A 23,696-nucleotide genomic window follows, 5' to 3' on the forward strand; every position below is an offset into this window, starting at 1 on the left:
GCGGCTAAGCGCGTCATGCGCGATGCTCCAACTGCGGGCGTAACCGGGGAGAGGCGTTCTTGAAACTGCTGATACTGGATGCAGGCCACTGCCTGAGCCTGGCGCTCGTGCGCGAAGCCAATCGACGCTCGGATACTGAGCTGGTGATCGAGCAGGGCACGGTGGCAACGCCCGCCATGCTTGAGCGCGTCGCACCCGATGCGGTGATCGTTCCGCCGCTATCTCAGCCGCTGGAGTTGACCCCGCTGGCGATCAAGGATCACGCCGATGCGGTCGAGGCTTGCCTCGACGCTTGCCTGGCCGCCGAGGTGGCGCTGGTCTGGTGCGTATCCGATCAACTCTATGAAGAGGGGTTCGACGGTGCCATCGACGAGCATGTGGTGCCCGCGCCGCGCGATGAGGGGCTGCGGCGTCTGGTGCAGACCGGTGATCGTATCCGTGCCGAACACGCCCGCCACCTGATCGTGCGCTTGGGGCCGCTCTTCGCCCTCGAAGGGAGTCACGCCTGGCTGAACGAGCTCATCGATAGCCTAGTGACGAACCAGCCCGTACGCGCCGCCGAGGACGTCATCTTCTCACCGACCTCGGCCGATGCCGTAGCTATGTCGCTAATTGGCATGCTGCAGCAGCAGGCGTGTGGGGCCAATGCCTGGGGAGCCTACCATCTGGCCGGCACTGAACCGGTCAGCGCCTTCACCTTCACTTCCATGGTGCGTACGCAGCTGGCGACCCACTTGGAGGGGCGCGGTGAAACGGTAGCGCTGGGTGAGGTGACGGCGCTCAATCATCACCACGATGCCAAGCTTAGGCGTGTGCTCAACTGTCGTCGCGTGCTCGATGTGTTCGGCGTTCACCAAAAGCCCTGGCGCCTGGAGGTGGGGCGCATGCTCGACGCCTGGTGTTTGACCCGCGACGGCGAGCCGAACGCTGATACAGGAGAAAGCGGACGATGAACGTAGTGCGCAGTACTGTGTTCTATATGGGCTATTTCACCGTCATGCTGGTGTGCGGCGTGCTCTTCTTGCCGGTTGCGCCGCTGTTGCCGCTACGCGGGCGCTATCGTCTGCTCAATATCTACAACTACGTCATCCTGGCGTGGTTTCGCCTTGCCTGCGGCGTGCGCTACGACATCACCGGGCGTGACAACATTCCAGCGGGGCCGTGCGTCATCCAGGCCAATCACCAGTGCGAGTGGGAGACGCTGTTTCTTCAGGTAATGAAGCCGCCGGTGTGCACGGTGCTGAAAAAAGAGCTGTTACGCCTGCCCATCTTCGGCTGGGGGCTGCGCATGCTGCACCCCATCGGGCTCGATCGCGCACGCCCCGCCCAGGCACTCAAGCAGGTATTGACGCAGGGCGTGGCGCGGCTACAAAGTGGCATGTCGGTGCTGATCTTTCCCGAAGGCACCCGTGTCGATCCCGGCAAACGGCGGCGTTACAACAAGAGTGGCAGCGTCGTAGCCTGCCGTGCTGGCGTGCCGGTGCTGCCCGTGGCGCATAACGGCGGCGAGCGCTGGCCGGGGCGGCATTGGGTCAAGCACCCTGGGGTGTTGAAGGTGCGCATTGGACCGGCTATCGATACCGAAGGGCGCACGCCCGATGAGGTCATGGCGCTGGTCGAGGCGTGGATCGAGGGCGAGCTTGCGCGCATCTCGGAGGTGCCGCGCCCGGCGCCTGCCGCGCCCAAGGACGTAGTCTCACCCTCTGTCGTCGAGTCGTCGGCCCAGGTTTAAGCGAAGCGAATCAGGTCCACTAAGCGCCAACGCAAAACGGCACCTATTCAAGGTGCCGTTTTGCGTTTAACCAGATACTACTCGATGCGCTGATTAGCTCGCGTAGCGCTGGAACACCAAGCAGGCGTTAGTGCCGCCGAAGCCGAAGCTGTTGGAGAGCACGCGCTCGAGGCGCACGCCGTCGCGGCGCTCGGTAACGATGTCGAAACCGTCGGCCTGCTCGTCGAGCTGCTCGACGTTGGCGGATGCGGCGACGAAGTCGTGCTGCATCATCAATAGCGCGTAGATCGCCTCTTGAACGCCGGTGGCGCCCAGGGAGTGGCCGGTCAGGGACTTGGTCGAGCTCATCGCCGGCGTAGTGTCGCCGAAGACCTCACGGATCGCCTTGAGCTCGGCGACATCGCCCACCGGCGTCGAGGTGCCGTGGGTGTTGATGTAGTCGATCTTGCCATCGACGCTGGCCATCGCCTGGCGCATACAGCGCACCGCGCCTTCGCCCGAGGGGGCGACCATGTCCTGGCCGTCGGAGGTCGCGCCGTAGCCTACCAACTCGCCGTAGATCTTGGCGCCGCGCGCCTTGGCGTGTTCGAGCTCCTCGAGTACCAGCATGCCGCCACCGCCAGCGATGACGAAGCCATCACGCGCCTGATCGTAGGGGCGCGACGCCTTCTCGGGGCTGTCGTTGTACTGGGTCGAGAGTGCGCCCATGGCGTCGAACAGGCAAGAGAGCGTCCAGTGCTCTTCTTCGCCGCCACCGGCGAAGACGACGTCCTGCTTGCCCAACTGGATCTGCTCCATGGCGCTGCCGATGCAGTGCGCCGACGTCGCGCAGGCAGAAGAGATCGAGTAGTTGACGCCCTTGATCTGGAACGGCGTGGCCAGACACGCCGATACCGTGCTGCCCATGGTGCGGGTGACTCGATAAGGCCCTACGCGCCGCAGGCCCTTATCGCGCATGACATCGGCGGCTTCGACCTGGTTGGCGCTGGAAGCGCCGCCAGAACCGGCGATGAGGCCGGTGCGCTCATTGGAGACCTGTTCGGGCGTAAGTCCTGCATCCTCGATCGCCTGTGCCATGGCGACGTAGGCGTAGGCCGCCGCATCGCCCATGAAACGGCGCAGTTTCCGATCGATCAGGGCATCGAGGTCGATATCGACGCTACCCGCGACCTGGCTACGAAACCCGAGATCGGCGTACTCTTGCTTGAAGCGTATGCCGCTACGTCCGTTCTTGAGCGCCTCTAAAACCTGTTGCTGGTCGTTACCCAGGCAGGACACGACGCCAAGGCCGGTGACTACCACTCGTCGCATGGGAGCCTCCTGTCAAAAATTCGCAGTAGAGGTGAACAGGCCAACGCGCAGATCGTTGGCTTGATAGATGTCGCGCCCGTCGACGGAGACGGTGCCATCGGCGATGCCGAGGATCAAACGCCGAGTGATGACGCGCTTGATGTTGATTCTGTAGGTCACTTTCTTTGCCTGGGGCAGGATCTGGCCGGTGAACTTGACCTCACCGCAGCCCAGCGCCCGGCCCTGGCCTGGGTTACCCAGCCAGCCGAGGTGAAAGCCCACCAACTGCCACATGGCATCGAGACCGAGGCAACCCGGCATCACCGGGTCTCCCGGGAAGTGGCAGTCGAAGAACCACAGGTCGGGATGGATATCGAGCTCGGCGATCAGCTCGCCTTTGCCGTATTCACCGCCCTCTTCGGCGATGTGAGTGATGCGGTCGAGCATGAGCATGTTGGGCGCCGGAAGCTGTGCGTTTCCGGGGCCGAAAAGCTCGCCGCGCGAGCAAGCCAGCAGTTCTTCGCGATCAAAGGAGTGTTGCTTGGTCACTGAATCGTTCCGAATATCAAGATGGTCGTAGGCCGCTTAGGCACCCAAGCCGAGGCGGAGTACCGAAAAACGGCCCGCAGGGCACGCCTAGTCTACTTCTCGGCGGTGATGAATGCACGTAACACGGGGTTATCCTTTTTGCCGTAGGCCTTTGCTGCACGCTCGAATAAAGGCGTTAACGCAAGGCGTTCGCTACGTATCGGGCAAGCGTTGAATGCCCAACGATGATTGCGCTTGGAGCGATGATTTCGGTATCCAAACGCCCACATTATCGGCATGATGGCGTAAGCTACTATCGTACAGAGGGTTTTGCCCTGCGATGAAGTTGGGTTCTGGAAGTTGGGTTCAGATAGAGGGCAGAGCGAATAGCCATGTGGCTCCCCGTTTCTCTCAATCGTCCATTGGTATGGGCGGCGCTGGCGGCGCTGCCTGCCTGCATATGGCTGCCCGATGCCACGCTGCGCCTGGTCGCGGTGGTGGTCGTAGCGCTTGGCGGCTGGGATGCCTACCGCCAACTGCGACGTCAGCGCCAGCGCCTTGAGCTTGCCCAGAGTGCGCTTGCGCTCACCAGTGATGCCATGGCGATCAGCGATGCCCACAATCGAGTGCTGGCGATCAACCCCGCCTTTACCGAGATCACCGGATTCACCGCGGCCGAGATCCAAGGGCGCACCCTCGAAAGCCTTGCCGCTCCGCGCCACGACAAAGCGTTCTACCAGAAGTTTTGGAATACGCTAAAAAGCACCGGGCGCTGGGAAGGCGAGATGTGGAACCGGCGCAAGCCCGGCGACGAGTACCCCGAATGGCTAAAGGTGCGCGCGGTGACCGACCGCCGCGGTGAGATCACCCACTTCATCCACCTCTTTACCGATATTTCGGCGCAGAAGGCGCGCGAGCACGATCTACGCCGCATCGGCTACGAAGACCCTTTGACCGGCCTGCCCAACCGTCGGCGGCTGCACGATCTCATGGCCTCGCGCCTGCGCCACCTGCGCGCGGGGGAGAGCCTCGATATCGCTCTGATCGATATCGACGGCCTAAAGTCGGTCAACGATAGTTTGGGTGTCGAGCAGGGCGACCGCCTCTTGGCCCGCTTTGCCCAGCGCCTGGCGGGGTATGTCGCGGGTAGCGTAGTGGGACGGCTAGGTGGCGACGAGTTCATGGTCATTCGTACTACCACCTTCGATGACCATGACAAGTGGATCGCCGCGCTGCGCGAGCACATGAGCCGCCCCTTCGAAGTCGATGATCACTCTCTGCGCTTGGGATTGACCATCGGCAGCTGTCGAGCACCCGAGGATGGCCGCGATTCGGGTATCTTGTTTCAGCGCTTGGAGTCGGCGCTATACGGCGCCAAGCGCCTGGGGCGCAACCATAGCCTGCGCTTTCGCCCTGCGCTGGATCAGCAGGACAGCCCCCAACTGGCATTAGTGAGCGACCTGCGCGAAGCGCTGATCTCGGGCGATCAGCTAGAGCTACACTTCCAGACCCAGCACGCAAGTCAAAGTGGTGAAACAGTGGGAATGGAAGCGCTTTTGCGCTGGCGCCACCCTCAGCAGGGCATGATTTCGCCTGCCCACTTCATTCCTCTCGCCGAGCGCCACGGCCTCATGGCCGAGCTCGGCACCTGGGTCATCGAAAAAGCCTGCGCTCAGCAGGCGCATTGGCGCCATAGCGGTATGCCAGCGCTGACCATCTGGGTCAACATTTCGGCACTGCAGCTATTTCAGGGGGATTTGGAGGCGCAGTTGGCCAGTTGCCTCAAGCGCTACCAGCTCTCACCCTGGCAGATCGGGCTCGAACTCACCGAGTCGGTGCTGCTCGACGAGCGCGCTGGCGACATGGCGCCGCGTCTTGAGGCGCTGCGCCAGCAGGGGTATCAGATCGCCATCGACGACTTTGGTACCGGCTATTCGTCGCTTGGCTATCTCAAACGCCTGCCGGTCGACAAGATCAAGCTCGACCGCGCCTTCATTCGTGAGTTGCCCCATGACCAGGCCGATGCCGCCATCGTCACGGCCGTGCTGGCGATGGCGCGCGGCATGGGGCTCGAGGTGATCGCCGAAGGCGTGGAGACCCAGCAGCAGTGCCAGTTCCTCATCGATGCGGGCTGCCCCATTGTGCAGGGCTACTACTTCGCCCGCCCGCAACCCGCCGACGAGTTGGAGCAGCGCCTGAGCGCTGCAAGGGAGCTGTTGTAGCGAGTCGCTTTTACTCCGGACGTCTTTTTCAGAGCGCCTTGAAGGCGTCGAGCGCGCGCTGGCGGGCGGCCTTGTGGTCGACGATGGGCGCTGGGTAGTCGAGCTGGGTGAGCATGTCGCGCGGCGGCGCATGGCGCGCCTTGGCGGGTAGCTCGGCAAGTTCCGGCAGCCATTGGGCGATGAACCCGCCTTCGGGATCGAAGCGGCGTGACTGGGTGGTGGGGTTAAAGATACGAAAATAGGGCGCGGCATCGGTACCCGTGGAGGCGGCCCACTGCCAGCCGCCGTTGTTCGAGCAGAAATCGCCGTCGATCAGATGCGCCATGAAAAACGCCTCGCCTCGGCGCCAGTCGATCAGTAGGTGCTTGCTCAAAAACATCGCTACCACCATGCGCAGGCGGTTGTGCATCCAACCGGTGGCAACCAACTGGCGCATGGCGGCATCGACTAGCGGGTAGCCCGTACGCCCCTCGCACCACGCCTTGAAGCCTGTCTCATCGTCGCGCCATTTGAGCTTTTGAGTCGACGCCTTGAAGGGTTCATGGCGGCATACCTCGGGAAAGCCAAACGACACGTGGCGATAGAACTCACGCCAGATCAGTTCGTTGGCCCAGGTGGTCAAACCCGCGTCGCCGTCGCCCAGATGGCCGCCATTGTCGTGCAGTATCGCCTGCAGGCACTGGCGGTGGGAGATCATGCCGAGCGACAAGTAGGCGGAGAGCTCGCTGGTGCCCCGTAGCGCAGGAAAATCACGCTGCTTTTGGTAGTGGCGAGCGCGAAAGCGTAAAAAGCGCTCGAGGGCATCGCCTGCGGCGTCTTCACCGGCGGGCCATTGGCGGCCATCGATTGGCTCGGCATCAAGGTCGGGTAGCGCGGGCAGCGGGTCACTCTTAAGCGTTAGCTTTCTCTGTGCCTTGGGGGTATCGCGCAGCGCCAAATGGTGCGCTTCAAGACGGCTATGCCAAGCCTTGGCGAAGGGCGTGAAGACGCTGTAGTACTCCTCCTTGCCGGTTAAAAGCGTGCCGGGGGCGAAGGCGATTTCGTCGTGATGGCCGTGAATGCCAAGCTCGGCGTTCTTGAAGGCGGCAATGACTGCGTCGTCGCGGCGGCGCTCGTTGAGCGGGTATTCGTAGTTGAAATGCAGCGTGGCGATATCGTGTTGGCGGGCGATCTCGAGTAGCGCCTTGGGGGCTTGGTCATAGTGGTCGATGTCGCGGTGCAAAAGGGGGACGTTGAGCCCCTCTAGTGCTTCTTTAACCGCTGCCACGCCACGCTGCCAGAAGGTGATCTTGTTGGCGCCGTGGCCGTGCGCCTGCCACTGCGGCACGCTGCGCAAAAAGACCGCGATCACTGGCCCCTTGGCAGCCGCCGCTTCCAGCGCGCTGTTATCGTGAACGCGCAGATCGCTGCGCAACCAAACGAGCTGTCGAGCCATGCACGGCCTCCTTGCCAAAATCTAGACTGCCCCAGCGTTGCCAGGGCAGAAATGACGCGGCGCTAGACTAGAACACGCCGGTCTCGCGCAGCAGTGGGCGCAGCCGAGCGACGGCCTGGGGAATGTCGTCGCCAAGCACGTGCACCGGGCTTCGGCGCAGATCGTGATCGCGCAGGCGAGCAACTTCCCCGCATACCCCCAGCGGCACGTTGAGCGCCTCAGCGGCGATGGGCAGCGCCTCGCGATAGTAGTCATCCTGTTCGCGCTGGCCGCTGCACAGCAACACCATCGAACAGTGCAGGCGAGAAACGGCCTGGGGCAGCGCTTCCAGCGCCAGGGTGTGATCGAGGATCTGGATACGGTAGCCCTGCTCGCTGGCCATCAGCGCGATCAGCAGCATCCACATCGGCCCAGGGTCATCGGGCATAGTGTTGAGCAGGATCAGCGGGCCGCGCGTGGCTTGGTTGGCGTAGTGCAACCGAATGCCCACTTGGCTGCGCAAGAAGGTTTCGAGGGTGCGGCGTACCAGCTCGTCAGGCTCATCGACCCACTTGGCTTCCAGGCGTTTAATCACCGGATGCCAGAGTTCGTTGACCATCACGCTCATGGGGTAGAGCGCCAAGCTTTGGTGGTAGAGCGCTTCGAGACGCGGCATGTCGAGCGCTTCGATCACGCCCTGGAGCTGATTGACCTGACTCTCCCAGTCGCCGGCGTCGGGCATCGGCGCCTCAATGGTTTCCGGCTGATCGAGCAGGTCGACCACTTGGCTGACCGGTACGCCACGGTTGAGCCACTGCAGAATGCGCTCGATACGTGAAATATCGTCCTGAGCGTAGAGGCGATGCCCCTTGGGCGTACGCTGAGGCCGAATCAGGCCGTAGCGGCGCTCCCAGGCGCGCAGGGTGACCGAATTGACGCCCGTCAGGCGAGATACCTCGCGAATGGGATAGAGCGGGGTATCGGGGGAGTGGGTCGCCTTGTTGCTCATGGGCGCCAGTGCCTCTTAATTACGGGCAGCGTGGGATGCTGCGTTGATCCATTGATGCTCGCGCGAGCGAAAGTGATACACGGCTGTAGCTCGGGCTGCCGTCTAAGAGGACGCGAATGCAGGAGTGGTTACAGAACCGCCATGCCCCTTTGTACAACTTGTTGCTCATGGGTACAACCTCTTGCCGCAATCGCGACGGCTCGATCAGGGCTTACTAATCAATCATGTGGCACACCATGAGGCGCACATCATGGGTATTTACTCATCAGCCCAAGGCGAATGGACTATGGTAAGAACGTAGTGCTGGCTAAGCCCTGGTCAAGATTCTCGTAGACCTTTCAGCACGCCGGGGCGCTGCTATCGCTCGCGTTAATGCTCATATTGTAGCAGACGTGTAGAGGGTTGGTATAATCACTCACCACTCACTCATCAGGAGCCCACCATGCGCGTATTGATCACCGGAGGAAGCGGTTTCGTTGGGCAGCGGCTATGCCAGCGGCTCAACGCACTCGGGCACGCGGTGCAGGTCGTGTCACGCACGCCGCACAAAGTGCGCGAACGCCTGCCCGGATGCGACATTCGCGACAGCGCCCAGGCGTTCATCGATGCGCCGCCAGAGGCCATCGTCAATCTGGCGGGCGAGTCCATCGCCGCCAAACGCTGGAGCGCGGCGCAAAAGCGCCGTCTGCTCGATTCGCGCCTGGAAGCGACAGCACAGCTGGTAATGCTCTGCCAGCAGCTTGCGGCCAACGGTCAGGCGCTGCCGCGCGTGGCGGTATCGGGTTCGGCGATGGGCTATTACGGCGACCAGGGTGATCGTGAGGTGAGCGAAGAGACGCCGCCGCACCCCGAGTTCGCCCACCGGCTTTGCGCCGAGTGGGAGGCCGCGGCGCAGCCGTTAAGCGAGCTCGACATCCGCTTGGCACTGCTGCGTACTGGCTTGGTGTTCGATGCTGGCGGCGGTAGCCTGGAAAAGATGCTACCGCCATTCAAGCTGGGGCTAGGTGCTCGCCTAGGCAGCGGGCGTCAGTTCATGCCGTGGATTCACCGCGACGATCTCGTCGAGGTCATCGTTTTTCTGCTCGAAAACGAGGCATTGGACGGACCGTTCAACGCCAGCGCTCCTCAGCCGGTCACCAACGCCGAGTTCACGCGTACGCTGGCGCGCACGCTCAAACGCCCGGCACCCTTCGTAGCCCCCGCCTTCGTGTTGAAGGCGGCGCTGGGTGAAATGTCGCGGCTGCTCCTGACCGGGGCGGACATGCGCCCGGCGCGCCTGCAGGCGGCCGGGTTCACCTTTCGCTATCCCACCCTCGATACGGCCTTGAGCGAGATATTGGCGCGCTAATGTGAACGCTCTGATCAGCCCTCGGCATCGACGGTGATGATCACCCGCACGGCGTCCAGGCGCAGGCGGGTATTCTCGATGGCGTCGCTGAGCGTCTGACGCTCGGCGACCAGCGCGCTGAGCTCGCTCTGGCGCACTGCCGGGTTATGCTCGGCAAGCGCACTCAGGCGTGCAAGCTCGGCGTCGAGCTGTTGGCGCATGCGCGTCTCGGCAGCCTCGACGATGCTGGGTAGCTCGCGTTCGGCTTCGCTCTCACCCTGCACCAGCAGGCCACGTAGAGCCTCATGACGGCTTTTGATCAGATCCCGCGCCAGCGACTTGTTGACCTTCTGTAGGTTCTTGGAGAGCCCGGTGAAGGAGATCTTGTCGGTGAGGTTGGCGCCCGACTCGTCGAGCAGTACGCGCACGGCCGTGGGGGGCAGGAAGCGGTTGAGGTGCAGCGCTTTCGGGGCCGGGCAGTGGGTGCGAAAGATAAGTTCGGCCATGACGCGGCCGCTGGGAATCGCCGGATGGCGCAGCAGCGCCAGCGCCGTGTTACCCATGGTGCCGTCGAGAATACGCCCCATCATCTCGCGCAGCAGCGGGTGCTCCCAGGAGAGACGCTGGACGTCGTCGCGGGCGAGCGCCAGATCGCGTCGGTAGGTCGCGGTAAAGCCCTCTTCGCCTTTTACCAGCCCCGGCAGGCCGTCGAGCATCTGCGGGCTGGGCTGGAGGTGGAAGAGGTCGCCGCCGAGCTCCTGGCTATCGACTCCGAAGATGTCCAGGGCGCGCTCGACATAGCGCGGCAGCGCGCTATCGTCGTCGAGGCTACGAATGGCCTCGATGACGCGTTCGGCCTTGACCGGGCGGCAGGCGTTGAGTTCGAGCAGGCGGTTGCGCCCGGCGTCGCGCTCGGCCTGGCGCGCGGTGAGCAGGGTACGCGTCTCCTCAATAATATCGTCGAGCATCTCATCGTCGAGCAGCGCATCGGCCAGGGCATCGCCGAAGGCGTCGAAAAGATCGCTGCCGATACCGTGGGGCGCGCTGAAGGCGTCCATCCCCTCGTTATACCAGCGCAGCAGGCGCTCGCCGGGGCTGGCCTCGAAGGTGGGCACGTGGATCTCGATGGCGTGACGCTGGCCGATACGATCGAGACGGCCGATGCGCTGTTCGAGCTGATCGGGATGCTGGGGCAGATCGAACATCACCAGATGGCGACAGAACTGGAAGTTACGCCCCTCCGAGCCGATCTCCGAGCACACCAGTACCTGGCAGCCGTCCTCTTCGTCGGCGAAGGCGGCAGCAGCGCGGTCGCGCTCGATCAGCGACAGCCCCTCGTGGAACACCGGCGCGTGGTAGCCGCCAAGTACGCGTAGCCCTTCGGCGATCCCTTCGGCGGTGGCGCGGTGGTGGGCGATGACCAGTACTTTTTCATTGGCGAAGCCGTTCTCGACGTCACTCAAGCGCTCTAGCAGCCAATTGACGCGCGGGTCGATCTGCCACCAAGGCTCGGCGTTGAGCGGGTCGTCGCCAAGTTCGCGGTACATGGCGTCGGGATAGATCAGCACGTCCGGGTGGTCCATGCCGGTTTCGATCAGCAACTCGTCGAGGTAGTCGTCGTCGCGCTCCAGACGGCGCATGACGCGGCGGTAGGCCGAAGGCGGTGCCAGAGGCGCCAGGTGCAGATGGCGCGCGGGAAAGCCGCCAACGTGACGGCGGCTATTGCGAAACATCACCCGCCCGGTGCCGTGGCGGTCGAGCAGGGCATCGCGCAACTGATCGCGTGCCGTGGCCTGCTGCTCGCTGCTGGACTCGGCGTGGTTTAGCGTTGCGAGCAGCGCGCGGCTGTCGCGGTCGTCGATCACTGCTTCCAGGCGCTCGGCGGCTGCGGCGTTACCCGGCAGCGCCTCGAGGGCGTCGATGGCGGCGGCCACCTCGGTATAGTGCTGCTCTTCGGCCTTGAAGCGGGCAAGGTCGTGGTAGCGCTCGGGGTCGAGCAGGCGCAAGCGGGCAAAGTGGCTCGCCACGCCCATCTGTTCGGGGGTGGCGGTTAGTAGCAAGAGACCGGCGATGTCGGCGGCGAGCTGCTCGACGCACTGGTAGCCTGGGCCGCTGGCCGCTTCGCTCCAGTCCAGGTGGTGCGCCTCGTCGACGATGAGCAGATCGAAGCGACTGGCGAGCGCTTGGGCTTGGCGCTGCGGGTTGGCAAATAGCCACCCCTGGCTTGCCAGAATCAGCTGGCCGCTCTCGAAGGGGTTGGCGCTGCCGTGGGCCTGGCTCTGGTGCTCGTCGAGCAGCGTTACGCTGAGCGAGAAACGACGCAGTAGCTCGACCAGCCACTGGTGCGTGAGGCTGTCGGGTACGAGGATCAGCGCGCGCTCGATGCGCCCGGTGAGCAGCAGGCGGTGCAAAATCAGCCCGGCCTCGATGGTCTTGCCCAGGCCCACTTCGTCGGCGAGCAGCACCCGCGGGGCGTGGCGATGGGCGACTTCGTCGGCAATGTAGAGCTGGTGAGGAATCAGGTCGATGCGTGGCCCGGAAAAGCCCAAGGCGCCGTGCTGTTCAATGCGCTGGTAGTGGTGCAGGGTGCGAAAGCGCAGATCGAACCAGTCGTTGCGATCCACCTGGCCGGTCAGCAGGCGGTCGCGCGCCTGATCGAACTGCATGGTGTCGGCGAGCTTGGTTTCGGGCAGCTCGCGCAGGGCGCCGTGCTCGTCCTCGCCAATATAGACGATCAGCCCACGGCTCTCTTTGCTGTCGTCGACCACCATCTGCCAGCCCTCTGCGGCAAGCACACGGTCGCCGCTGCCGAACTGAACGCGGGTCAGCGGCGCTTGGCGGGTGTTATAGGTACGGGTTTCCTGGCTGGCACCGAACAAGATGGTCACGCTACGGGCGTCGCAGTTCAGCACGGTGCCGAGTCCAAGCTCGGCTTCGCCGTCGCTGATCCAGCGCTGGCCGGGGGAAAAATCGCTCATGATGCCTCGGGGTTGCAAAACGGGTCGTGCCGCCCGCGGCGGGGCAGGCGGCAACAGGGCGGGCGATTCTAACGCAAAGGGGAGAAAGGATTAAGCGCCTAAACGCTCAATCGTCGAGCCAGCTTGCCAGGTGAGCGCGGGTCAGCTCGCCGACGTGGATGTCCCGTGTCGTACCGTCGGCATCAAACAGGATAGTAGTGGGTAAGCCCGGCGCTTCGACGGTGGTCATTAGCGTCTGGCTCGGATCACGCAGCGCATGGGTAAAGTGCAGCGACTGCTCGTCGAGATAGCGCACCACGGGCAGCAGCTCCTCACCCTGGTTGACGACCACGACGCGCACCTCGCCTTGGGCTTCGAGCTCCTGCAACAGCGGCATTTCACGGCGGCAGGGCGGGCACCAAGTGGCCCAAAGATTGACCACCACCGGCATCCCGCCATCGGCGAGGTCGGAGAGATCGACCGAATGGCCGTCGAGATCCTCGAGGCTCAGCGCGGGAATACGCGCCACGGGAAACGCCGAACCGCCCGGCATCACGCTGACCAGGGCCAGCCAAACCAGCGACGTGCCGGTGAGCAGTACTGCGGCGCCGCCGAGCGCGAGCCAGCGCCCGCGCAGGGCCCAGAGGCTCCAGACAAGCGCGCCTAGCCAGCCGCCGACGGGGTGGTAGCCCGGTTGCCACAGTTTGATGGCATCGAGCGGTGCGAGGACATAGCTTTCGTGGTGAAGCACGATGTGCGCCAGGCGGGCGCCGACGAGCCAGGCAAGGATCAGCCCGGTGGTATAGCGCGCCAGTACGGCTTTGGGCAGACCCAATAGAAAGCGCAGGGCCAAAAGCAGGGCAAGCGCGCAAAGCAGAGCGTAAAGACGGGGTAAGGAGAGCAGAACGGGCCCCAGCGCAATAGCATTCATGGTCGTCTCGATAAACGGGTACACTGGGCCACCTTAGCATGCAAATCGGCGATGACGGAGAACGCCATGCCAGCACCGGCTTTCGACCCGCTTAGAGTTTGGGCCATTGGCTCCCAGGCGCTGGGCTTCATTATGATCATCACTCTGGAAACGGTGTTGGGCGACGCCGCCCGGCCCTGGCAGGGCGGCGTGTTGGCGGCGATGATCGTCTGCGCCTTGGGCGTGGCGCTGGCCAGGCTCTACCGGCGAAATAGGGCGCGCAAGGCGCGCGCCGAGCGCCAGGGTGAGCGCGACTGATGGCGACTCCACGTCGTCTCAGTGGTACGTCCTTCATCGGTACGCTGGTCGCCTGCGCGCTGGCGCTAGGCGGCATGACCGGCTGCTCGCAGGCGGTCATGCGCGAGCACAGCGTGTCGCTCGATAGCGAGGCGGCCCGTGCGACCTGGTTGGGGCGGCAGGCCGCCCAGCGGCTCGCCGAGCACGGCGAGGGCGCTCGCGACGGTTTTTCGCTGCTCGCCAACGGCCAGGAAGCCTTCGCGGTGCGCGCTGGACTCATTCATCAGACCGAGCGCGAGCTGGATATTCAGACCTATCTGCTGGGCGATGGCCAAACCACGCGGCTGATCCTTGCGCGCCTTTTGAGCGCCGCCGAAAAGGGCGTGCGGGTGCGCCTGCTGATCGACGACATGGGGGCCATTGGCCAGGGCGACCGCCTGGCGGCGTTGGCGACCCACCCCAATGTCGAGGTGCGCGTCTACAACGCCATGCCCCTTGGCCGAAGCCATTTATGGACGCGGGTGCTGGCGGCCTTTGGCGACCCCGTGCGTCAGCATCGGCGCATGCACAACAAACTGTGGATCGCCGACAACAGTGTGGCCATCGTCGGTGGTCGTAACCTCGGCGACGAATATTTCGATGCTGATGACACGCGCAACTTCACCGACCTCGATCTGGTCGCCATCGGCCCCGTCGTGAACGAGCTCTCGCACGGTTTCGATCTCTACTGGAATCACGGCCTCGCCCAGCCCATCGCCCGCTATCACCCGGCGGAAGACGACGCCTGGCGTTTGCTCAAGGCGTCGCTTGAGGCTTGGCTCGAAGCCAACGCCGACGCCGAGTATTTCGTGCGCCTGCGCCGCCAGCCGCGCATCGCCCCGCCCTGGGAGCGGCTGCACTGGGGCGAGGGCACGGCGCTGTGGGACGCCCCTGGCAAGCCTGGCTGGTCGCATACTCCCGAGTGGCAGGAGACGCTGCTCGGCGATTTACGCGCCGCCACCGACCCAAGCGAGCGCCTGGTGGTCATCTCGGCCTATTTCGTGCCCACCGAGTGGGGTGTCGAGCGGCTGACGGCGCTGGCCGATCGCGGTGTCGACATCGACATCATCACCAACTCGCTGGCCTCTACCGACGCCGCCGTGGTACACGGCGCCTACGCCCCCTGGCGCGAACGTCTGCTAGCGCACGGTATCGATCTTTTCGAGCTACGCCCCGAGCAGGAGGACGACGCTGGCCAGGCGCTGCGCGTGCCGGGGCGTTCGGCGTCGGCGTTGCACATCAAGGCGCTCGGCTTCGACGACGATAAGCTCTTCGTCGGCTCGTTCAACGCCGACCCGCGCTCGGTGCTGTGGAACAGCGAAGTCGGCGTGCTGGCCGAAAGCGCTTCGCTGGTGGCCGAGTTCGAAGAACTCGTGCGCATTGGTCAGTCGCCCGCTATCAGCTATCAGGTACGCCAGAGTGAGGCGGGGCTCGAATGGCACTACCGCCACAACGGCGAGTACCGCGTGCTAACCGAAGAACCCGGCAGCACTTGGCGCCAGCTCAACGCCTGGTTCAGCCACGTCGCCCGGCTCGAACGCTGGCTCTAGCGCATCTTAGTTGGGTGCGCGCACGAAAAAGCCCACCGCGAGGGTGGGCTTTGTAGAACAACAGCAGAGTTGCTGGCGCTATTACTTCTTGGCGCGCTTGCGCTCGTTTTCCTTGAGGAACTTCTTGCGCAGGCGGATGAAGTTGGGCGTGATTTCGACCAGCTCGTCGTCGTCCAGGAACTCGATCGCCTGTTCGAGGCTGAAGCGTACCGGCGGGGTCAGCACGATGTTCTCGTCGTTGCCCGAGGCGCGCATGTTGTCGAGCTTCTTGCCTTTAGTGGGGTTGACCACCAGGTCGTTGGCGCGGCTGTGAATACCGACCAGCATACCTTCGTAGACCTCGGTGCCGTGATCGATGATCAGCTTGCCGCGATCCTGCAGAGCGTAGAGGGCGTAGGCCAGCGCCTTGCCGTCGACCATGGAGACCATAACACCGTTGCGACGCTCGATGGCGGCATCAGGCTTGAGATCGCCGTAGTGATCGAAGCGGCTGGTGAGGATGCCGGTGCCCGAGGTCAGGGTCATGAACTGACCGCGGAAGCCGATCAAGCCGCGCGCCGGGATCATGAAGTCCAGACGTACGCGACCCTTACCGTCGGGGTTCATGTTGGTCATCTCGCCCTTGCGGTAGCCGAGTTCCTCCATGATGGCGCCCTGGTGCTGCTCTTCACAGTCGATGATGACTTCTTCGTAGGGCTCCTGCTTGACGCCATCGATCTCTTTGATGATGACCTCGGGGCGGCCCACGGCGAGTTCGAAGCCTTCGCGACGCATGGTTTCGATCAGTACCGACAGGTGCAATTCACCGCGCCCGGATACCTTGAACTTCTCGGGCGTTTCGCCCTGCTCGACGCGCAGCGCTACGTTGTGGATCAGTTCCTGCTCGAGGCGATCCTTGATGTTACGGCTGGTGACGTACTTACCGTCGCGACCGGCCATGGGCGAGTCGTTGACCTGGAAGGTCATGGAGACGGTAGGCTCGTCGACCGAGAGCGCAGGCAGGGCTTCGACCGCCGTCGGATCGCACAGGGTGTCGGAGATCGCCAGATCTTCGATGCCGGTGATGCAGACGATGTCGCCCGCCGTGGCTTCTTGGGTCTGAACGCGCTCGAGGCCCATATGGGTCATCACCTGACCGACCTTGCCCTTGCGGGTCTGGCCTTCCTTGGTGATGACGCTGATCTGCTGGTTGGGCTTGACGCTACCGCGCATGATGCGGCCAAGGCCGATGACGCCAACGTAGCTGTTGTAATCGAGCGCCGAGATCTGCATCTGGAAGGGTCCGTCGATCTCGACCTTGGGCGGCTCGACGATGTCGACGATGGCCTGGAACATGGGGTTCATGTCGTCGGCCAGCTCCTCGGGCTCCATACCGGCAATGCCGTTGAGCGCCGAGCAGTAGATGATCGGGAAGTCGAGCTGCTCGTCGGACGCGCCGAGGTTATCGAACAGATCGAAGATCTGGTCGATGACCCAATCCGGACGCGCGCCAGGGCGGTCGATCTTGTTGACCACCACGATCGGCTTGAGGCCACGATCAAAGGCTTTCTGGGTAACGAAACGCGTCTGTGGCATCGGGCCATCTACCGCGTCGACCAGCAGAAGGACCGAGTCGACCATCGACATGACACGCTCTACTTCGCCGCCGAAGTCGGCGTGCCCAGGGGTGTCCACGATGTTGATGTGGTACTGGGTGCCGGCGCCGTCCTGCCAGCGAATGGCAGTGTTCTTGGCCAGGATGGTGATGCCGCGTTCCTTTTCCTGGTCGTTGGAGTCCATGATCCGCTCTTGGCCTTCGGCCTTGCGGTCTAGCGTGCCCGACTGACTCAACAGCTTGTCTACCAAGGTAGTCTTGCCGTGGTCAACGTGGGCGATGATGGCAATGTTGCGAAGATTCTCGATCACGACGCGATCCTGCTGGGAAAATAGGGCGGCATTATAGGGTTTGGTTCGGTCGACTACCAGCGCTGTCTGTTCTGGGTAGGGCGCTATGCATTACGTCAATTACCCAAAGGCGGTTGTTTTCGCCCTCTAGCCGCATCCGTTAAGATAGCCGTTTTCCCAGTTGGGGCAGGCACATGACCATCGGTAACCTGATGCGTTTGTTAAGCGATGGCGACGTCCATTCCGGCGAAGCGCTCGGCGAGGCGCAGGGCGTTTCCCGGGCTGCGGTATGGAAACAGCTAAAAAAACTGGAAGCCCTCGGCATCGAGCTGATCGCGGTCAAGGGGCGGGGGTATCGCCTGGCGCATCGCCATGAGCCGTTAGCTGGAGCGGCCATCGTTTCCCAGCTGCCGACCGCTGCCCGCCATCATCTGGCGCGGCTGTTCGTCGAGGACCACCTTCCTTCTAGCAACGAATTCCTTCGTCAGCGCTTCAAGCAGGGGGCGGGGCATCGCGAAGTCTGCCTGGTCGAGCTGCAAACTGCCGGGCGAGGGCGGCGGGGTCGCACCTGGCAAACGCCCTGGGGACAGAATTTGATGATCTCGCTGGGCTGGCGCTTCGAGTCCGGTATCGCCACGCTCGAAGGATTGAGCCTTGCCGTGGGTGTCGTGGTGGCCAAGGTACTCGAACAGCATGGCGTTTCGCCGCGGCTAAAATGGCCCAACGATATTTTGCTGACCACGCCCGAAGCGGAACTTGGAAAACTGGCGGGTATTCTGGTCGAGGTCACGGGCGATGCCGAAGGGCCATGCGACGTGGTCATCGGGATGGGGATGAACCTATTGATTCCGCCTGCTCTGCGCGCGTCGATCGACCAGCCGGTGGCGGGACTTTTCGAGGCTAACCCTAACGTGTCGCGCAACGCCTTGGCTGCCGACCTCATGGGCGGGCTTCTGCCCATGCTTGCCGACTTCGAGCGGCAGGGCTTTGCCGCCTGGCGCGACGACTGGAATGCCCATCACGCCTATGCGGGGTTGCCGATTCGGGTGATCCAGGGCGGTGAGACCCGCGACGCCGTCGCGGGCGACGTCGACGACAGCGGCAATTTATGGGTCGTCGAGCAAGGCCAGTCGCGCCGTTTGGCGGGTGGTGAGATCAGCGTACGCAGGCGCTTATGATTCTGGATCTGGATATTGGTAATACGCTCTCCAAGTGGCGGCTAAAGGATGTCACCAGCAGCGAGATTCGTTCGCGTGGCGCGGTCTGGACCCGTGAAGAGTGGCGCCCCGGCGCGGACATTCCCGATCTCGACGTGGTAGAGGCGGTGCGCATATCGAGCGTGGCTCGCGCCGCCGTGCTGGAAGAGACCGTGGCGTTGCTGCGACGCCGCGTGCGCCATGTGCACGTAGCGCGCTCCGCGCCCGAGGCGCTGGGCGTGGTCAACGGCTACGAGGAGCCGCACCGTCTGGGCGTGGATCGCTGGATGGGGGCGCTGGCAGGCTATCAGTTGGCGGGCGGGTGTTGCGCCGTCGACTGCGGTAGCGCCATCACCATCGACTTCGTGCTGCCTGGCGGAACGCACTTGGGGGGCTTCATCATGCCAGGACTTCGGCTAATGAAGGAGAGCCTGAAGCTGGGGACGCGCAACGTCGCCATCGACCCGGATAGCGAATCCGATGCGCTGTTGGAGCCTGGGCGGCGTACGGCGGACGCGGTCAATCACGGCATTTATATGGCAGCGGTGAGTGCCATCAATCGTATCTATAGCGAAGTGTGCGATCAGCAGAGCGTAGCGCTGCCGATGCTGCTCACCGGTGGTGATGCCCGCGTGGTCTCGCGTGGCGTGCAGGTGCCCCACGCGGTTTGGCCGGATATGGTCTACGGTGGGCTCGAGGCCTGCTTTCCGCTAACGCTAGCCGAGCGGGCGGGTAAAATGTCCGGTGCCCCGCGGGTGCCCGAGCCGGTGGTGCTAGAAAAAATCCGTGCAGGCCTTGCATTCTCGATGCTGCTTTGACACAATGCTGCGCGTTCCAGGCAGATGGTTCTGCTGGTCAAGGCCAGTAGGGCGCGTAAGATTCGATGAAATAAGTGGTTTTCGATCTTGACTCTGTTTGGATGGCTGGCATAATGTGCCGCCACGTTGGAGGGGTTCCCGAGTGGCCAAAGGGAGCAGACTGTAAATCTGCCGCGAAAGCTTCGAAGGTTCGAATCCTTCCCCCTCCACCAAGATTTAAGCAGCATGATCTGGTCGTGTTGCGGAATGAAAGCCGGTAGTGGATATTGTCTAACGTTCGGCGTCCGACGGCTTGTCATTCTGGCAGTGGTTAAGCGGGCGTAGTTCAATGGTAGAACCTCAGCCTTCCAAGCTGATGGTGCGGGTTCGATTCCCGCCGCCCGCTCCAGTTGATGTGTTTTGCGCTCATGTAGCTCAGGGGTAGAGCACACCCTTGGTAAGGGTGAGGTCGACGGTTCAATTCCGTCCATGAGCTCCACATTGCAGAGAAAGCGAGCTAAGCTCGCTTTTTTTGTCTTTATCTAGCGCGCCTTGCGTGGATGAAGGTAGGGCTTGTCACGCGAAGATTTCTTCGCTACGATAGCGCCCGCTATTGCATGGGCTCTCGCAAAGAGAGCTGTGCAGACGATATAGGCCAGTAGCTCAATTGGCAGAGCAGCGGTCTCCAAAACCGCAGGTTGGGGGTTCGATTCCCTCCTGGCCTGCCAGTCTTCCCCAGGCTGGTATGTCTTTTTTCCAAATTCCTTTATTGTTCGCCAGCCCTTAGGAGTCTCGTTTTATGAAGCCTGGTTCTGTAAAGCACGGTGCTGAGGTGCAGCAGACGCGCCATGACGGGCTCAAGTGGGCAGCGGTCGTTGCGTTGGTGGCGATCGCCGTGGTGGGCAATACCTATTTCGTCGATGTGGGTCTTTTGTACCGCGTGCTGGGTGTTGTGGCGCTCTGCGCCGTAGCGGCGCTAATCGCGATGTCGACGACCAAGGGTCGCGCTTTGTTGACGCTTGCGCGCGACGCCAAGAAAGAGATTCAGCGGGTCGTCTGGCCGACGCGCCCGGAAACGATTCAGACCACGGCTATCGTGCTGGTCGCCGTCATGGTGGTGGGCCTAGTGCTGTGGTTGATCGACACGCTGCTTAGCTGGGCGATGTCCGGCGTCATTGGTTAGGAGTTTTCATGTCCAAACGTTGGTACGTCGTCCACGCCTACTCCGGCTTCGAAAAGCACGTCATGCGCTCGCTCATCGAGCGGGTGAAAATGCACGGTATGGAGGATCTCTTTGGTGAGATTCTGGTGCCGACCGAAGAAGTCGTCGAGATGCGCGATGGCAAGCGGCGCAAGAGCGAGCGTAAGTTCTATCCCGGCTACGTACTGGTCGAGATGGAGATGGTCGACGAGACCTGGCACCTGGTCAACGAGACGCCCCGTGTAATGGGTTTCATCGGTGGTACCAAGGAGAAGCCGGCGCCGATCACCTCGCGCGAAGCCGAAGCGATTCTGCGTCGGGTCAAAGATGGCACCGACAAGCCGCGTCCCAAGACCATGTTCGAACCCGGTCAGTCGGTTCGCGTCATCGACGGTCCGTTTGCCGACTTCAATGGCGTGGTCGAAGAGGTCAACTACGACAAGAGTCGCCTGCAGGTCAGCGTACTGATCTTCGGTCGGGCGACGCCGGTCGAACTTGAGTTCTCTCAGGTCGAGAAAGAGTAAGTTGTAACAGCAGCTTTAATGCCGCTTGTGTTAAAGCTGCTGTTTGAAAGATTGTTGTTTGAAAGTTACTGTTTTAAAACGTTTTCTTTGTGCGCTGGCCTCTGGTCGGCGCGCTGCTAAACGGGGAGCCGCAAGGCGCTAATACCCAAACGGAGCGAGCAATGGCCAAGAAAGTACAGGCTTACATCAAACTGCAGGTTGCTGCAGGTAAAGCCAATCCCAGTCCCCCCGTCGGCCCGGCCCTGGGTCAGCACGGTGTGAACATCATGGAGTTCTGCAAAGCGTTCAACGCAGCAACTCAAGAGATCGAGCCGGGTCTGCCGACGCCAGTCGTCATCACCGTCTACTCCGACCGTAGCTTCACGTTCGTCACCAAGACGCCGCCTGCTGCCGTGCTGCTGAAAAAGGCCGCTGGCATCAAGTCCGGTTCTGGTGAGCCGAACAAGAAGAAGGTCGGTACCGTTACTCGCGAGCAGCTCGAAGAGATCGCCAAGACCAAGGAGCCGGATCTGACGGCTTCCGATCTTGACGCTGCCGTGCGCACCATTGCCGGTAGCGCGCGTAGCATGGGCTTGAACGTGGAGGGTCTCTGATCATGGCTAAACTGTCTAAGCGCGCGCAGCAGATTCGCGCAAAAGTCGACCCCAACAAGTCTTACGCCCTGGAAGAAGCGGTTGCTCTGCTCGCTGAGCTGTCTACCGTCAAATTCAAGGAGTCCGTGGACATCGCCATCAACCTTGGTGTCGATCCGCGTAAATCCGACCAGGTCGTACGTGGCGCCACCGTTATGCCTAACGGTACAGGTAAAGACGTTCGCGTAGCGGTCTTCACCCAGGGCGCTAACGCCGATGCAGCGAAAGAAGCCGGTGCCGACATCGTCGGTATGGACGATCTGGCCGAGCAGGTCAAGAAAGGCGTGATGGACTTCGACGTCGTCATCGCCTCGCCGGACGCGATGCGCGTCGTTGGTCAGCTGGGTCAGATCCTTGGTCCGCGCGGCTTGATGCCGAACCCGAAGGTCGGCACCGTAACGCCTGACGTGGCGACGGCGGTCAAGAACGCCAAGGCGGGTCAGGTGCGTTTCCGTACCGACAAAAACGGCATCATTCACACTACCCTGGGTAAAGTGGATTTCGATGCTGCCGCTATTCAGGGCAACCTGGAAGCGCTGGTCGCTGACTTGAAGCGCCTCAAGCCGAGCGCGTCCAAAGGTATCTACTTCAAGAAGATGACTCTGTCCACCACCATGGGCCCGGGTCTGACCATCGATCACTCTGCGCTGGCCTAAGGCCCGCCGAGCGATCACGATGCGGCTGCCCTGGCAGCCGCTACCGAGCAAGAACTTTGCGGTCCCCGGGGCGTTTCGCCTCGGGCATCGTCAAAGACCGCAGGTGCCGCCGGTGACCTCGTTATCCGCGGCTTAATCGCCTAGAGCGCCTGCGCAGATGGTGTGGCCGCCAGTGGGTGAAGCTTGAGTTCGCTGTAGCTGAGCAAAACCGCTTTCTGGTGAGCACCATCCCCAAGGCTTCCGGCGCGTGCGTCGGAAGAGATGGTAACCACCGGAGCCTGATAACGGGTTCCGGCACGAAGGAGTGATCACTGTGCCACTAGCACTTGAAGGCAAGAAAGCGATTGTTGCCGAAGTCAGTGAAGCAGCCAAGAGCGCTCTCTCCGTCGTAGTTGCCGATTCTCGTGGCGTCACGGTCGAGAAAATGACCGGTCTGCGTAAGCAGGCGCGCGAGAATGGCGTCCAGCTGCGTGTTGTTCGCAACACTCTGGCACGCCGCGCCCTCGAAGGCACTCAGTGGGAGTGTCTGAACGAGAGCTTCGTTGGTCCGACTCTGTTGGCTTTCTCTACCGAGCACCCGGGCGCTGCCGCTCGTCTGTTCAAAGATTTCGCCAAGTCCGAGCAGAACTTCGAAGTTAAGGCACTGGCCTACGAAGGTGAGCTGATCGCGGCTGCCGACATCGACCGTCTGGCAACGCTGCCGACATACGACGAGGCAATCGCCAAGCTGATGTCGGTCATGAAAGAAGCTTCCGCTGGCAAGCTGGTTCGTACCCTGGCCGCCCTGCGCGACAAGAAGCAGGAAGAAGCCGCTTAATCGGCGCTTCTGCCAGGCGGCGACTCGCCGCTTGAACCCAGCACTGAATCCCGAGCGCTTAGCGCTCCCGCAAAGTTAGGAATGAGACAATGGCACTGACCAAAGACGATATCATCAACGCCGTAGCCGACATGTCCGTCATGGAAGTCGTCGAGCTGATCGAAGCGATGGAAGAGAAGTTCGGCGTATCTGCCGCTGCCGCCGTTATGGCTGGCCCGGCTGGCGGTGGCGAAGCCGCTGCTGAAGAGCAGACCGAATTCGACCTGGTACTGACCTCTGCTGGCGACAAGAAAGTTAACGTCATCAAAGCCGTTCGTGAAATCACCGGTCTTGGCCTGAAAGAAGCCAAGGGTGCCGTTGACGGCGCGCCGGCCACGCTGAAAGAAGCGATGTCCAAGGACGACGCCGAAGCTGCGAAGAAGAAACTGGAAGAAGCGGGCGCTACCGTCGAGCTCAAGTAATTTGTGCCTCACGGGTTTACGCACCGCGTAAGCTTCCGCGGCTGGCGGCGGGAAATTCCCGCTGCCGGCCTTTTTCTGTTGTAATAAGCGCTATAACTGACGCGCGTTATGGCAGAAGACGAGCAACAGCGTTATCGTTCAAGATTTTCGACGGCGAGCTACCCGAAAAGGAGCTTGCTGTCTGCGTCTGACACGCCCGCAGGGCAGATGACCACGCATCGGTCACCCATGGTGAACAAGCTGGGGAATACAG

At 62.5% G+C, this 23,696-nt stretch carries 21 protein-coding genes and 4 tRNA genes; 18 read left to right on the plus strand and 7 right to left on the minus strand.

The annotated features are described in order from the left end of the window. Positions 1-59: 59 nt before the first annotated feature. Together LLY24_RS13265 and LLY24_RS13270 are read left to right on the plus strand one after the other, a co-directional pair. On the plus strand, positions 60-953 hold the full coding sequence (locus LLY24_RS13265) for a sugar nucleotide-binding protein (protein WP_259036789.1): 894 nt from the start codon (positions 60-62) through the stop codon (positions 951-953). Continuing rightward, positions 950-1,732, plus strand: a complete 783-nt coding sequence (locus tag LLY24_RS13270) for a lysophospholipid acyltransferase family protein (protein WP_259036790.1) — start codon at positions 950-952, stop codon at positions 1,730-1,732. The genes LLY24_RS13265 and LLY24_RS13270 overlap by 4 nt, the downstream gene beginning before the upstream one ends. A gap of 93 nt (positions 1,733-1,825) precedes the next feature. Here LLY24_RS13270 and fabB read toward each other — a convergent pair whose 3' ends face one another. Both fabB and fabA read right to left on the minus strand, forming a co-directional pair. Continuing rightward, positions 1,826-3,043 (minus strand): beta-ketoacyl-ACP synthase I, encoded by a 1,218-nt coding sequence (gene fabB / locus LLY24_RS13275; RefSeq protein ID WP_259036791.1) that lies wholly within the window; start codon positions 3,041-3,043, stop codon positions 1,826-1,828. A 12-nt stretch (positions 3,044-3,055) separates the two neighbouring features. Continuing rightward, positions 3,056-3,571, minus strand: a complete 516-nt coding sequence (gene fabA / locus LLY24_RS13280; RefSeq protein WP_259036792.1) for a 3-hydroxyacyl-[acyl-carrier-protein] dehydratase FabA — start codon at positions 3,569-3,571, stop codon at positions 3,056-3,058. A 371-nt stretch (positions 3,572-3,942) separates the two neighbouring features. Between fabA and LLY24_RS13285 the strand changes: the two genes are divergently transcribed. Then, positions 3,943-5,772: a putative bifunctional diguanylate cyclase/phosphodiesterase gene (locus tag LLY24_RS13285; protein ID WP_259036793.1), complete on the plus strand. Its 1,830-nt coding sequence runs from the start codon at positions 3,943-3,945 to the stop codon at positions 5,770-5,772. Positions 5,773-5,800: 28 nt separating this feature from the next. Here the strand turns inward: LLY24_RS13285 and phrB are convergent, their stop codons facing one another. After that, a complete protein-coding gene (gene phrB, locus LLY24_RS13290; protein ID WP_259036794.1) occupies positions 5,801-7,207 on the minus strand; it encodes a deoxyribodipyrimidine photo-lyase in 1,407 nt (468 codons plus the stop codon). 67 nt (positions 7,208-7,274) lie between these two features. Beyond that, entirely contained in the window at positions 7,275-8,195 is a 921-nt protein-coding gene (locus LLY24_RS13295; RefSeq protein WP_259036795.1) for a MerR family transcriptional regulator, read from the minus strand. Between the two features lie 442 nt (positions 8,196-8,637). Between LLY24_RS13295 and LLY24_RS13300 the strand changes: the two genes are divergently transcribed. After that, positions 8,638-9,543: a TIGR01777 family oxidoreductase gene (locus LLY24_RS13300; RefSeq protein ID WP_259036796.1), complete on the plus strand. Its 906-nt coding sequence runs from the start codon at positions 8,638-8,640 to the stop codon at positions 9,541-9,543. A gap of 14 nt (positions 9,544-9,557) precedes the next feature. Here LLY24_RS13300 and rapA read toward each other — a convergent pair whose 3' ends face one another. Together rapA and LLY24_RS13310 are read right to left on the minus strand one after the other, a co-directional pair. Continuing rightward, complete coding sequence (gene rapA, locus LLY24_RS13305) at positions 9,558-12,500, minus strand: RNA polymerase-associated protein RapA (protein WP_259036797.1); 2,943 nt, start codon at positions 12,498-12,500, stop codon at positions 9,558-9,560. 106 nt (positions 12,501-12,606) lie between these two features. Next, positions 12,607-13,410: a TlpA disulfide reductase family protein gene (locus LLY24_RS13310; RefSeq protein WP_259036798.1), complete on the minus strand. Its 804-nt coding sequence runs from the start codon at positions 13,408-13,410 to the stop codon at positions 12,607-12,609. A 66-nt stretch (positions 13,411-13,476) separates the two neighbouring features. Here LLY24_RS13310 and LLY24_RS13315 point away from each other — a divergent pair, with 66 nt between their 5' ends. Together LLY24_RS13315 and LLY24_RS13320 are read left to right on the plus strand one after the other, a co-directional pair. Continuing rightward, on the plus strand, positions 13,477-13,707 hold the full coding sequence (locus tag LLY24_RS13315; protein ID WP_259036799.1) for a hypothetical protein: 231 nt from the start codon (positions 13,477-13,479) through the stop codon (positions 13,705-13,707). Further along, the gene (locus LLY24_RS13320) at positions 13,707-15,275 is read left to right on the plus strand and encodes a phospholipase D family protein (RefSeq protein WP_259036800.1); all 1,569 of its coding nucleotides are present in this window, start codon (positions 13,707-13,709) and stop codon (positions 15,273-15,275) included. Before LLY24_RS13315 ends, LLY24_RS13320 begins: the two co-directional genes overlap by 1 nt. Before the next feature lie 81 nt (positions 15,276-15,356). Here LLY24_RS13320 and typA read toward each other — a convergent pair whose 3' ends face one another. Then, positions 15,357-17,180 carry a translational GTPase TypA gene (typA, locus tag LLY24_RS13325; protein ID WP_259036801.1) on the minus strand — a complete coding sequence of 608 codons (1,824 nt, stop codon included), beginning with the start codon at positions 17,178-17,180 and terminating at the stop codon, positions 15,357-15,359. Positions 17,181-17,353: 173 nt separating this feature from the next. On the opposite strand from typA, the gene LLY24_RS13330 reads away from it, so the two are divergent. From LLY24_RS13330 to rplL, 12 genes are all read left to right on the plus strand, one after another. Then, positions 17,354-18,337 carry a biotin--[acetyl-CoA-carboxylase] ligase gene (locus LLY24_RS13330; protein WP_259036802.1) on the plus strand — a complete coding sequence of 328 codons (984 nt, stop codon included), beginning with the start codon at positions 17,354-17,356 and terminating at the stop codon, positions 18,335-18,337. Then, positions 18,334-19,173 carry a type III pantothenate kinase gene (locus LLY24_RS13335; RefSeq protein ID WP_259036803.1) on the plus strand — a complete coding sequence of 280 codons (840 nt, stop codon included), beginning with the start codon at positions 18,334-18,336 and terminating at the stop codon, positions 19,171-19,173. The genes LLY24_RS13330 and LLY24_RS13335 overlap by 4 nt, the downstream gene beginning before the upstream one ends. A 128-nt stretch (positions 19,174-19,301) precedes the next feature. Then, positions 19,302-19,385, plus strand: a tRNA-Tyr gene (locus LLY24_RS13340). Positions 19,386-19,487: 102 nt separating this feature from the next. Then, a tRNA-Gly gene (locus LLY24_RS13345) sits at positions 19,488-19,561 on the plus strand. Positions 19,562-19,576: 15 nt separating this feature from the next. Beyond that, positions 19,577-19,651 (plus strand) — tRNA-Thr (locus tag LLY24_RS13350). A gap of 153 nt (positions 19,652-19,804) precedes the next feature. Further along, positions 19,805-19,880: transfer RNA gene (locus tag LLY24_RS13355), tRNA-Trp, on the plus strand. Between the two features lie 71 nt (positions 19,881-19,951). Beyond that, the gene (secE, locus tag LLY24_RS13360; RefSeq protein WP_259036804.1) at positions 19,952-20,335 is read left to right on the plus strand and encodes a preprotein translocase subunit SecE; all 384 of its coding nucleotides are present in this window, start codon (positions 19,952-19,954) and stop codon (positions 20,333-20,335) included. Positions 20,336-20,343: 8 nt separating this feature from the next. After that, a complete protein-coding gene (nusG, locus tag LLY24_RS13365; RefSeq protein WP_259036805.1) occupies positions 20,344-20,877 on the plus strand; it encodes a transcription termination/antitermination protein NusG in 534 nt (177 codons plus the stop codon). 161 nt (positions 20,878-21,038) lie between these two features. After that, the gene (gene rplK, locus LLY24_RS13370) at positions 21,039-21,470 is read left to right on the plus strand and encodes a 50S ribosomal protein L11 (RefSeq protein ID WP_018917744.1); all 432 of its coding nucleotides are present in this window, start codon (positions 21,039-21,041) and stop codon (positions 21,468-21,470) included. A gap of 2 nt (positions 21,471-21,472) precedes the next feature. Continuing rightward, complete coding sequence (gene rplA, locus LLY24_RS13375; protein WP_259036806.1) at positions 21,473-22,165, plus strand: 50S ribosomal protein L1; 693 nt, start codon at positions 21,473-21,475, stop codon at positions 22,163-22,165. 313 nt (positions 22,166-22,478) lie between these two features. Then, positions 22,479-22,982, plus strand: a complete 504-nt coding sequence (gene rplJ / locus LLY24_RS13380) for a 50S ribosomal protein L10 (RefSeq protein ID WP_259036807.1) — start codon at positions 22,479-22,481, stop codon at positions 22,980-22,982. Between the two features lie 89 nt (positions 22,983-23,071). After that, positions 23,072-23,443, plus strand: a complete 372-nt coding sequence (gene rplL, locus LLY24_RS13385) for a 50S ribosomal protein L7/L12 (protein ID WP_259036808.1) — start codon at positions 23,072-23,074, stop codon at positions 23,441-23,443. Positions 23,444-23,696: the final 253 nt, after the last annotated feature.

This window comes from Halomonas dongshanensis (assembly GCF_024790395.1).
Lineage (GTDB): Bacteria > Pseudomonadota > Gammaproteobacteria > Pseudomonadales > Halomonadaceae > Vreelandella > Vreelandella dongshanensis.

Bases quoted from the DNA above. Each gene is read 5' to 3' on its own strand.
- rplK (WP_018917744.1), top strand. From the start codon at position 21,039: ATGGCCAAGAAAGTACAGGCTTACATCAAACTGCAGGTTGCTGCAGGT.
- LLY24_RS13300 (WP_259036796.1), top strand. From the start codon at position 8,638: ATGCGCGTATTGATCACCGGAGGAAGCGGTTTCGTTGGGCAGCGGCTA.
- LLY24_RS13285 (WP_259036793.1), top strand. From the start codon at position 3,943: ATGTGGCTCCCCGTTTCTCTCAATCGTCCATTGGTATGGGCGGCGCTG.
- fabB (WP_259036791.1), bottom strand. From the start codon at position 3,043: ATGCGACGAGTGGTAGTCACCGGCCTTGGCGTCGTGTCCTGCCTGGGT.
- LLY24_RS13295 (WP_259036795.1), bottom strand. From the start codon at position 8,195: ATGAGCAACAAGGCGACCCACTCCCCCGATACCCCGCTCTATCCCATT.
- LLY24_RS13270 (WP_259036790.1), top strand. From the start codon at position 950: ATGAACGTAGTGCGCAGTACTGTGTTCTATATGGGCTATTTCACCGTC.
- rplL (WP_259036808.1), top strand. From the start codon at position 23,072: ATGGCACTGACCAAAGACGATATCATCAACGCCGTAGCCGACATGTCC.
- LLY24_RS13310 (WP_259036798.1), bottom strand. From the start codon at position 13,410: ATGAATGCTATTGCGCTGGGGCCCGTTCTGCTCTCCTTACCCCGTCTT.
- LLY24_RS13315 (WP_259036799.1), top strand. From the start codon at position 13,477: ATGCCAGCACCGGCTTTCGACCCGCTTAGAGTTTGGGCCATTGGCTCC.
- nusG (WP_259036805.1), top strand. From the start codon at position 20,344: ATGTCCAAACGTTGGTACGTCGTCCACGCCTACTCCGGCTTCGAAAAG.
- LLY24_RS13335 (WP_259036803.1), top strand. From the start codon at position 18,334: ATGATTCTGGATCTGGATATTGGTAATACGCTCTCCAAGTGGCGGCTA.
- rplA (WP_259036806.1), top strand. From the start codon at position 21,473: ATGGCTAAACTGTCTAAGCGCGCGCAGCAGATTCGCGCAAAAGTCGAC.
- LLY24_RS13320 (WP_259036800.1), top strand. From the start codon at position 13,707: ATGGCGACTCCACGTCGTCTCAGTGGTACGTCCTTCATCGGTACGCTG.
- secE (WP_259036804.1), top strand. From the start codon at position 19,952: ATGAAGCCTGGTTCTGTAAAGCACGGTGCTGAGGTGCAGCAGACGCGC.
- LLY24_RS13330 (WP_259036802.1), top strand. From the start codon at position 17,354: ATGACCATCGGTAACCTGATGCGTTTGTTAAGCGATGGCGACGTCCAT.
- phrB (WP_259036794.1), bottom strand. From the start codon at position 7,207: ATGGCTCGACAGCTCGTTTGGTTGCGCAGCGATCTGCGCGTTCACGAT.
- rapA (WP_259036797.1), bottom strand. From the start codon at position 12,500: ATGAGCGATTTTTCCCCCGGCCAGCGCTGGATCAGCGACGGCGAAGCC.